Consider the following 9592-nt stretch of genomic DNA (forward strand, 5'->3'; position numbering starts at 1 on the left):
GCGCGCCTCAGTATCGCATCGCGTCCAGATCGGCGATCAGCGTCGGGCCGGTCGGACGCCAGCCGAGCCGCGCCTGGGTCAGCGCGCTGGAGGCCGGCAGGTCCATGGGGGCGAACATCGCCATCCAGCCGAAATGCTCCGCCGCCTTTTCCGGCGCGATCGAAACCACCGGCAGGTTCAGTCCCCGGCCAAGCGCCTCGGCGATCGCGCGTACCTCGACGCCTTCCTCGCCGACGGCGTGATAGCGCGCGCCGGGCTGCCGCTTCTCCACCGCGAGCCGGTAAAGACGCGCGGCGTCCGCGACATGGCCGGCCGAATAGCGGTTGCGGCCCTCGCCGACATAGGCCGAGGTGCCCTTCTGGCGCGCGATCTCGATGAGCGGCGAAATCAGCCCCTGCTTAAGCGTGTTGTGGACCTGCGGCAGGCGCATCACCGACAGGTTGATGCCCGCCTCCAGCAACGCATTCCCGGCGAGTTCCGAGGCGATGCGCGGATTGGGGTGATCGGGGTTGAAGACATCCTCGACGGCCAGTTGGCCGTGGCCGGGACTGCCCATGCCGACGCCCGAGGTGATCACCAGCGGCCGGTCGGAGCCGGCGAGTGCCTGGCCGAGCGCGGCGATGACACGGCTGTCCTTTTCGCAATTCTCGGCGAACCGCGAAAAATCATGGTCGAACGCGGTGTGGATCACGGCTTCCGCCTCCGCCGCGCCGTCGCGCAGGCCTTGGGGATTCTCGAGGGTTCCCCGATACACCTCGGCGCCGGCGGCGGCCAACGCCTCGGCACCGGCATCGGAGCGGGTGACGCCGACGACCTGATGGCCGGCCTGAAGAAGTTCGGGAACGATGGCCGAACCGATGAAACCGGTCGCGCCGGTTAAAAAGATACGCATGCAAAATCTCCTGCACAGTTGCCTGCGTACTATCGCTGCTCTATTATTCCATTAAAGTAGTGATCTTATCATGGTATAATGGCTAACAGGATGTCCAACACTTCCGCCGGTTCGCTCGCAGCATTCCTGAAAGACAGACGCACCCGGCTCGACCCCTCATCGTTCGGCTTTTCCGGGCGCAGGCGCACGCCGGGACTGCGCCGGGAAGAGGTCGCGCAACGCGCCAACATCAGCCCGACCTGGTACACATGGCTGGAACAGGGACGCGGCGGCGCGCCTTCGGCCGACGTGCTGAACCGGATCGCCAAGGGCCTGCTGCTGACCGAGGCCGAGCGCGAACATCTTTTCATGCTGGGGCTCGGGCGCCCGCCCGAGGTCCGCTACATCGGCGCCGACGGCGTCAGCCCCAGGCTGCAGCGCCTTATCGACACGCTCGAGGCAAGCCCGGCCCTGATCAAGACGGCGACCTGGGATGTCGTCGCCTGGAACCGCGCCGCGCAAGTCGTGATGACCGATTACAGCACCTTGCCCGCTGGCCAGCGCAACATCCTGCGGTTTATGTTCCTGAGCCCCACCATCCGCGCCAAGCAGCACGATTGGGAGAACCTCGCCCGTTTCGTGGTCGGCGCGTTCCGGGCCGATGCGGCGCGCGCCGGCGCGGTGTCAGAGGTCGCCCAACTGGTGGAGGAGCTTTGCAGCGCCAGCCCGGAATTCGACGCGCTGTGGCGGGAAAACGACGTGCTCAGCCATGGCGACGGGACAAAGCGCCTGAAGCATCCCGAACTCGGCGACATCGAGCTGGAATATTCAGCCTTCGCGGTGGATGGCCGGCCGGATCTGAGCCTGACCGTCTACAATCCGGTGGACAGCAAGGTCGCCGATCGGATCCGCGATCTCGCCCGGCGGCACCAGGAGCGAGAGCTGGACCTGTCGCGTTGACTCTGGATCCCATTCAAGGCGGCGTTCGCACACCCGTTCAGCTTGCGCAAGGCCGGCATCCACTCACACAAATTCTGATTGTCAGGCAACGCATTTGCACGGTTGGCCCGCCGCCAGCCGGCAGCGGGCCAGGCGCCGCTACTGGATGATCTTGACGATCTTGCGGGTGCTTGGATCCACGATCACGGTCCGGTCGTCGACGACGGTGTAGCGATACTTGACGTTGGGGACTTCGTGAAGCTCGACGGTATCGGGCAAGGCCGTGCCGACGTTGAGTTCCACGCCGGGAACCTTGACCGAAGCCAGGGGCTGCTTATGCACATACTCCTTGATCACTGTTTCCTGCTCGGGCTGGATGACGACGTCCTCGGCAGCGGCTGCGCCGACACCTGCGAGCAAGAGAACGGCGGCTACGGCGGCAAGATCTTTTTTCATGAGTACCTCCATCTGAAACCTGCACAGCACAACATTGTCACCGCGCTGCCGGATCGAACTTCAGGCATGATTGAATGTTCCAGGCTTGGGCTTCGGTCCGGCCAGCACCGGACTTAGGTCCCATCGAAAAACGCAATAGTCCTGCCGGCGCCGCCGCCGGGAACGGCCGTCTTTCGCGCTCGTTGTTCGCTGCAAGTTCATCGCGGATACCTGACGGATGTCGGGCACTGCGGGTGTGTCTTTTGCGAATTGGCGCAGCTACGTCCCTTCCTGCGCCAATAGGGTTCGCTCACTGCTTCAGGCGGTGAGCGAACCCTAAACCCTCGGCGTCAGCCGATAAGTGAGGAGGTTTAATGTTCAGCGACAAGGAAACCCGCCTTATGGAGGCGGCGCTGGTGATGGCGGTCCCGTTGTCGGCCTTGATCGCCGTCCTGCTCGTCAGCCTTACTTTGAACTGGTAGCAGCCCTGCTGCCTTTACCGCCAATCGTGGGGTCGAGTTGAGGCCATGGGACAACAGATCCGTCCATACAATCCCAACCTGACCATGCTGGCCCAATCTGACCATGCTGGCTAGCCGCCAAAGGGAGGAGAATCGCGCCTTTGTCGCCGTGGAGCAAGGCGGACGGCACCGGCGCGCTTTCCGCCACCCCGCTGATCGGGCCTTGCCCTCGCTGCGCAACCAGCGCTCACCGCTGCCCGTGGAAATCGCGGTCCGTTTGTGACCCTTTCAGAAAGGAGCCCGGCCTGCTTTGGCGGAGGGCTCGGCACGTTGCGAGCAGGCCGGGCTATGCTCCGGCTGCCACACTTGGCGGAGGCTCGGCCGGTGCAAAGGCAGGTTGTGCGTTTATCGCTCGACCCGCAACTCGGACTGAAGTCCTGCGAACCAGGCGCATTGGTCCCAAACATTGAACATAGTTTGCTGGCGCTCGTTGCCGAGAGGGACGCGTGAATTGGAGAAGAGCAATGCAGCTTGGTGAGATCATCGCCAACACCTTGGCCATCCTCTTGCTGGTCTGTTTTCTCGCCAGCACATTCTTCCTTTTCGGAAAGCCATTGTGGCCGGAGCAGCATGCCCGCATGATCATCATCGTGCCGGTTGACGCGATGGCGACAGCCTCGACCAGCCGCAGTGGCCCACCTGTGTTGCCAGGCACCTTCGACACCGGCCTTGCCCATCCAAGGCCGTCCTGATGGGCATCGGCGATCGTGAGCCGACCCTAGCCGGCGCTATCGAGCGCTGCTCGCGGCAAGCCTAGTCGAGCTTCTGGATGCGCCCTTTGTCGAGACGGAACACGCCATCGTTCCCGCCTTGTTGCTCGAAGTCGGTCTGCAGCTCATCCCAGATACCAAGATATCTGCCGCACTCGGCGCAACTGATCCGCGTCGATGGTGTCGCATCGGCCGGGATTTGCAGGCGGATGGTGCCGCAAAAGGGGCACTCCAATCGGTGATCGAGATATTCGCCAGGGCGCGTCTGTAGTAGCCTGCGCACAGCTTCCTCCTGGATTTGGGTGGAAGCAGGATGATCGCTCCCAAGCGCCCACGTGTCTTCGCGTCGCGGACGGCCTTTGACAAGTTACGCCAGCCATTGGCGGGGTCAATAAACAAAGACATGACTGCCAATCACCAGCCCAATCCTGGAAGCGCGGCGGCCGCGGCATCTCCAGGCAGACGCCTGACCCCGGCAGCGAATACTGCTTCACGAACGGCCCGGAACCAAACCACCCGGCAGCGGTTTCCCAATGGAAGGGACCGCAAACCACGGAAGCAGCAATGGAACTTTTGACCTTGGAACTTGCCAGGGCGAGGCAGCGACTTAACCGGGCGGAACTCGCCCTTGAACGCGCAAACGCGATGCTGGACGAAGACTGTGGCGTCGGTATCAATCTGCGGCTTTGTGACAGGATAAGATCCGCGCAACAACGCGTCGGCGAAGCGAAGGCTCGTCTTGTGAAGCTCGATCGCGCCAGCACGGATTCAGTTCACTCCGGCTGAAGCTTACGCGCCACCGAGAGAGCTTCCCGCCCGGACCTCGTTCAGGCAATCGCCAGCTCAGCCTTGATCCAAATCCACCGGCAGTGGCCTTGCAAGTCTCATATCTTGCGCCGGGAACCGGTCGAGCGTTGGTCGCTGAGATGCGGGCGCCAGCCATGCACCCGGTCCCGCCCGGCGGCCTTGGCGCCGTAAAGCGCCTCGTCGGCGCGTCTCAGAAGATCGGCAATCTCCATCGCGGCGCCGTCCGCATCGAAGGTGCTCACCCCAATGCTGACCGTGACGATACCCTTTTCGCTGCCGGCATGCGCCATGGCCAGGTCGCGCACCTTGCTCCTGAGGGTCTCGGCGATGACGAAGGCGCCCCGGGCGTCGGTCTCCGGCAGGATGAGCGCGAACTCCTCGCCGCCGTAGCGGGCCGCCGCGTCGGCCGGACGGCGGGCAGTCGCCTGGATGCAGCGGCTCACGGCACGCAGGCAATCATCGCCCGCCGGATGGCCGTAATGGTCGTTGAACCGCTTAAACCAGTCGACATCGATGATCACCAGGCTGAGCGGCGCCGCATTGCGCCTGGCGCGCGAGAATTCGCGCGCCAGCGCTTCATCGAAGGCGCGGCGCGTCCACAGTTCGGTCAGCCCGTCGCGGTGCGCCAGAAGGTTCAGCTTCTCGTTGACGGCCAGCAGTTCGGCCTCGACCTGCTTGGCCTCGGTGATGTCGGAAAACACGCTGAGGCTGCCGCCGTCGCCTGTCGGCCGGGTGCGTACGTCGAGCCAGCGGCCGTCGGCGAGCCGGACCTGGCGGTGGCTGACAAGCTTCTGCGAGGCCATGATGCCGTCGATCCAGCCCTCGACCGCGTCTGGCGGTGTGGTCCCCTCGCCGCGCGCCGCCGAGGCGCGCAGGATGTCGCGATAGTCGGCGCCGGGCACCCTCATCTCAGCCGTCTTAGGAAACATGGCGCGATACTGGTCGTTGCACAGCACCAGCCTGCCGTCCGGGTCGAACATCACCAGACCGTCGGCCATGTGTGTCAAGGCGTCTCCGAGCCGGACCCGACTTTCCGCCAGCTCGGTCTCGAGCTGCTTGCGCGCCGTGATGTCGCGATTGTGCGTGATCAGGCCGACGACGGCCCCGCTCCTGTCGCGAAAGGGCGCCTTCAAGGTCGCCAGCCAGCCTTCGGTTCCATCCTCGTGGTGAAGGTGCTGTTCGATGGTGGACGAGACGCCCGACGCCAGCACGGCAAGCTCGTCCTCGCGGAAACCTTTCGCCGTCTCGCGCGGATAGAAGTCGAAGTCCGTCTTGCCGATCAGCGCCTTGGCGTCTGGCGCCTGCATCAGTTCGGCCGTTGCCGGATTGGCCGCGATGAACCGCCCGTCGAGGTCCTTGACGTTCAGGCAATCCGGCAGCGTCTCCACCACGGCCTTGTAGATGCGCCGCGACTGCAGCGCCTCGAGGCGCCGCCGCTCCTGGTAAAGCGTAAGCCCCGACAGCACCACCGAGACGAAGATGAGCAGGGAGGAAGGCAGCGCAACCTTCGGCAGGACTGTTTGCAGCACATCCCGCGGCAGGACGCTGAGGCCAAGCAGCGACGCCGCCGCTGCCGCCGCGCCGAGGGTCATGATGTCGACCATGGTGGGACGGCGGCCCCTAAGGGCAAGGTTTCCGACAACACCGACCAGCATGGCGGCCGCGATCCCCACCGCGCCGGCGAAGGCGCCGATGCCACCCTCGAAAGTCCGGAACGCACCGGCCATAACCCCGGCGACGACGCCGGCGACGGGACCGCCGAAGAAGCCGGCAACGGCAATCATCGTCGCCCTGAGATCGGCGAGCACGCCAGGCTGCAGCTGCATTGGTGTGAGCATCAGGATGATGGCTCCGGCGCCCATCAGCAGGCCGAAGGTCGCCGCCTTTGCGGCGGGCGCCCAGCGGTCCAGCCACACATGGGTGTGGATCCAGACCGACACGAACATCGCCACGACCGCCAGATTGGCCAGCAATTCGGACCAGGGCGAACCCATTGGGCGCCTTTCCTGTTACCGGGCTTTCGCCGTACCGCCTCCTCGATAGACCCTCAATGACAACAAAGTGTTACATCAGGGATTGCCTTTGGTCGAAGGAGCCAGGCCGTCGCGCCCCCCTCACCACCGCATCCCGTCGACAAAATCGATGAATGCCCGCAGCGGCGCTGGCGTCAGGCGGCGGCCGGGGTAGTAAAGGAACGGACCCGAGAATTCCTGCCACCAAGGCTCCAGCACGGGCTCGAGCCTGCCATCGTCGAAATAGGGGCGCAGCCAGTCCTCGAACAATGAGACGATACCGCCGCCGTCGACCGCCACGCTGACAGCGAGGTCCATCGCCGTGCCGGTGCTGACCAGCAGCGGGCCGGTCGGGTCGACGCTCACCGTCTCGCCGTTGCGTTCGAAGTCCCAGGGCGGCATGGAGCCGCTGGCGAAGCGGCCGCACAGGCAGGCGTGATCGAGCAGGTCGCGTGGATGGCCGGGCCGGCCGCGCCGATCGAGATAGGCCGGTGCGGCGGCGGTGGCGAAGCGCTGCCGCCGCGGGCCGATCGGCACCGCGATCATGTCCTGCTCCAGCCGTTCGTCATAGCGGATGCCGGCATCGCAGCCGCTCGCCAGTATGTCGACGAAACTGTCCTCGGCGGTCACTTCGACGCGGATGTCGGGATAGGCCGCGAGGAAGGGCGGCAGAAGGCGCGGCAGCACCAGTTTCGCCGCCACCACCGGCACGTTGAGCCGTAGCGTGCCGGCCGGACGGCCGCGAAACCCGTTGACCACGTCGAGCGCGGCCTCGACCTCGCCGAGCGCGGGACCGAGCCGCTCCAGCAGGCGCGCGCCGGCTTCGGTGGGGGCGACGCTGCGCGTGGTGCGGTTGAGGAGCCGCACGCCAAGCCCCGTTTCCAGCCGTCGCACCGTCTCGCTCAGGCTGGAGGCGCTGAAGCCGGTCGTCCGCGCCGCCTGCCGAAACCCGCCGGCGCGCGCCACCACCATGAATGCCTGGAGGTCACCCAGATCCGTCGCCATTGTTCGCCTTTCCGCACAGCCTGTGCCGACTGCGCCATATTATCGCGCGGGCGGGGACTGTCTATATCGAGCCGATCCAAAGGAGATCGAGACCCATGACCGACATCAGCAAGGCCGGAACTTTCAAGCTCGGCGACCGCACCGTGAAGCGCCTGGGCTATGGCGCCATGCAACTGGCCGGACCCGGCGTCTTCGGCCCGCCGAAGGACCGCGATGCCGCGATCGCCGTGCTGCGCGAGGCCGTTGCCAGCGGCGTCGACCATATCGACACATCGGATTTCTATGGTCCGCACGTCACCAACCAGATCATCCGCGAGGCGCTGCACCCCTATCCCGCGGACCTCACCATCGTCACCAAGATCAGTGCGCGGCGCGGCGAGGATGCCTCGTGGATCCCGGCGATGTCGCCACAGGAACTGACGCAGGCCGTGCACGACAATCTGCGCAATCTCGGGCTGGACGCGATCGAGGTCGTGAACCTGCGCTCCATGCATGGCATCCACGGGCCCGCCGAAGGCTCGCTCGAGCCGCAACTCGAAACGCTCGCCGAACTGCAGCGCCAGGGGCTTGTGCGCCATATTGGCTTGAGCAACGTCACCCGCAAGCAGATCGCGCAGGGACGCGGCATGGCCGACATCGTCTGCGTGCAGAACCAATACAACATCGCGCATCGCCAGGACGACGCGCTGATCGACGAGCTTGCCGCCGACGGCATCGCCTATGTGCCGTTCTTCCCGCTCGGCGGCTTCACGCCGCTGCAGTCGAGCACGCTTGCCGACGTCGCGCAAAAACTCGGCGCCACCCCCATGCAGGTGGCGCTCGCCTGGCTGTTGCAGCGCTCGCCCAACATCCTGCTTATCCCCGGCACCTCGTCAGTCGGGCATCTCAGGGAGAACCTGGCGGCCGCAGAGCTTAAGCTGCCGGCGGATGCCGTCCAGGTCTTGAACGGCATAGCAGGCGAGACCGAGCAGGCCGCGTGACGCGTCGAAAGGCCCCGTTTGGCCGGCTTGCCGCCGGGGCCTCGATGCGGCCTCGGCGGCAGCTTGCTAAGCTGACGCTGCCCATGGCATCTGTCCAATACCACGGATCGACCCAAGCAGCATGGCTTCACGACCACCACCGCCCGGCAGGCCGCCACCCGGCAAGCCACGCAGCGCCGGCCCTGGCGTCAGCCTGAACCGAGCGCTCTCAAAACTCGGCCTGTGCTCGCGCACGCAGGGCGAGGCGCTGATCGCGCAAGGCCGCGTGCGCGTCGGCGGCAAGGTGGTGCGCGATGCCGCGCTGCGCGTCGACATGAACCGCGACAGGATCGTCGTCGATGGCGTCGAGGTGGTTGCCGAGCGCAAGGTCTATCTGATGGTGAACAAGCCGCGCGGGCTGGTCACCACCCGCGACGACCCGCTCGAGCGCGACACCGTCTATGCCTGTCTCGAAGGGCTCGACCTGCCCTTCGTTTCGCCGGTCGGCCGGCTGGACAAGGCCAGCGAAGGCCTGCTGCTGATGACCAACGACACACGCTTCGCCAACCGGCTGATGGACCCGGCCTCGCATCTGCCCAAGACCTATCACGTGCAGGTCGCCATGGTGCCGGATGAAACGCTGCTGGACAAACTCCGCGCGGGCGCCACCATCGACGGCGAGGCCTTGGCGGCCAATTCGATCGAATTCCTGCGCAGCGGCGGTCGCACGGCCTGGCTGGAGATCGTGCTCGACGAAGGCAAGAACCGCCACATCCGCCGCCTGCTCGCCGCTCATGGCATCGAGGTCAAGCGCCTGATCCGCGTCGCCATCGGCAGCCTGCCGCTCGGCGACCTCGCCAAGGGCGTGGCGCGGCACCTCACGCCGGAGGAACTGGCGCTGCTGGCGCAGTGAGTGGGCGGCGAAGCCACTATTCGACGTTGATGCTGACGGCGGTCTGATGGGCATTGCCCATATAGGTGTGGACCGAAAACGTGACCTGGTCGCGCCCCTTGTATCCGGGGTTCGACCGGTAAAACCCCTTGATGCCGTCCACTTTGTGGGCATTGCATTTCCAGCGCTCGTTCGATTTGCTGAAACCGGTATAGAGCTTGGCATGCACGAGCCTGATCTTCCCGTGGCTTGGGCCCGCGACGATCCTGACATCGTTCGCGCCGGCGCTGGAACAGTCGGCATTCAGGCTGGCATCCCTGAAAATATAGATCTCCTGTCCGGAGAGCGCCGCCTTTCCATAGCTTTCCGCCGCCGCCGGCCAGGCGGCACATCCCAGAACCGCCAATGCCGTTATCGCACCTGTCGTCCGACGCTTCATTT

The 9592-nt window shown here is 65.3% G+C and carries 11 protein-coding genes; 5 read left to right on the plus strand and 6 right to left on the minus strand.

Annotated features, from left to right (window positions below):
* Nucleotides 1-7 precede the first annotated feature (7 nt).
* The gene (locus FJ543_RS19280) at nucleotides 8-892 is read right to left on the minus strand and encodes an SDR family oxidoreductase (RefSeq protein ID WP_140663534.1); all 885 of its coding nucleotides are present in this window, start codon (nucleotides 890-892) and stop codon (nucleotides 8-10) included.
* 90 nt (nucleotides 893-982) lie between these two features.
* On the opposite strand from FJ543_RS19280, the gene FJ543_RS19285 reads away from it, so the two are divergent.
* Nucleotides 983-1831: a helix-turn-helix transcriptional regulator gene (locus FJ543_RS19285; protein WP_224527304.1), complete on the plus strand. Its 849-nt coding sequence runs from the start codon at nucleotides 983-985 to the stop codon at nucleotides 1829-1831.
* A gap of 138 nt (nucleotides 1832-1969) precedes the next feature.
* Here the strand turns inward: FJ543_RS19285 and FJ543_RS19290 are convergent, their stop codons facing one another.
* Nucleotides 1970-2266 (minus strand): DUF1236 domain-containing protein, encoded by a 297-nt coding sequence (locus FJ543_RS19290; RefSeq protein ID WP_015316803.1) that lies wholly within the window; start codon nucleotides 2264-2266, stop codon nucleotides 1970-1972.
* A 964-nt stretch (nucleotides 2267-3230) separates the two neighbouring features.
* Between FJ543_RS19290 and FJ543_RS19295 the strand changes: the two genes are divergently transcribed.
* Entirely contained in the window at nucleotides 3231-3458 is a 228-nt protein-coding gene (locus FJ543_RS19295) for a hypothetical protein (protein ID WP_015316800.1), read from the plus strand.
* Nucleotides 3459-3519: 61 nt separating this feature from the next.
* Here the strand turns inward: FJ543_RS19295 and FJ543_RS19300 are convergent, their stop codons facing one another.
* Nucleotides 3520-3759: a hypothetical protein gene (locus tag FJ543_RS19300; RefSeq protein WP_015316799.1), complete on the minus strand. Its 240-nt coding sequence runs from the start codon at nucleotides 3757-3759 to the stop codon at nucleotides 3520-3522.
* Nucleotides 3760-4040: 281 nt separating this feature from the next.
* Here FJ543_RS19300 and FJ543_RS19305 point away from each other — a divergent pair, with 281 nt between their 5' ends.
* The gene (locus FJ543_RS19305; RefSeq protein ID WP_015316798.1) at nucleotides 4041-4262 is read left to right on the plus strand and encodes a hypothetical protein; all 222 of its coding nucleotides are present in this window, start codon (nucleotides 4041-4043) and stop codon (nucleotides 4260-4262) included.
* Nucleotides 4263-4360: 98 nt separating this feature from the next.
* Here the strand turns inward: FJ543_RS19305 and FJ543_RS19310 are convergent, their stop codons facing one another.
* The gene (locus tag FJ543_RS19310) at nucleotides 4361-6277 is read right to left on the minus strand and encodes a diguanylate cyclase (RefSeq protein ID WP_140876492.1); all 1917 of its coding nucleotides are present in this window, start codon (nucleotides 6275-6277) and stop codon (nucleotides 4361-4363) included.
* A gap of 120 nt (nucleotides 6278-6397) precedes the next feature.
* Nucleotides 6398-7300: a LysR family transcriptional regulator gene (locus FJ543_RS19315; RefSeq protein ID WP_140876494.1), complete on the minus strand. Its 903-nt coding sequence runs from the start codon at nucleotides 7298-7300 to the stop codon at nucleotides 6398-6400.
* Between the two features lie 95 nt (nucleotides 7301-7395).
* Here FJ543_RS19315 and FJ543_RS19320 point away from each other — a divergent pair, with 95 nt between their 5' ends.
* Entirely contained in the window at nucleotides 7396-8280 is an 885-nt protein-coding gene (locus FJ543_RS19320; protein WP_140876496.1) for an aldo/keto reductase family oxidoreductase, read from the plus strand.
* 121 nt (nucleotides 8281-8401) lie between these two features.
* Nucleotides 8402-9172 carry a pseudouridine synthase gene (locus tag FJ543_RS19325; protein ID WP_140876498.1) on the plus strand — a complete coding sequence of 257 codons (771 nt, stop codon included), beginning with the start codon at nucleotides 8402-8404 and terminating at the stop codon, nucleotides 9170-9172.
* A gap of 16 nt (nucleotides 9173-9188) precedes the next feature.
* Here the strand turns inward: FJ543_RS19325 and FJ543_RS19330 are convergent, their stop codons facing one another.
* Nucleotides 9189-9590 carry a hypothetical protein gene (locus tag FJ543_RS19330; protein WP_140876500.1) on the minus strand — a complete coding sequence of 134 codons (402 nt, stop codon included), beginning with the start codon at nucleotides 9588-9590 and terminating at the stop codon, nucleotides 9189-9191.
* Between the last annotated feature and the right edge of the window lie 2 nt (nucleotides 9591-9592).

It is taken from the genome of Mesorhizobium sp. B2-5-7 (assembly GCF_006440875.1).
In the GTDB taxonomy this organism is placed as follows: Bacteria; Pseudomonadota; Alphaproteobacteria; order Rhizobiales; family Rhizobiaceae; genus Mesorhizobium; species Mesorhizobium australicum.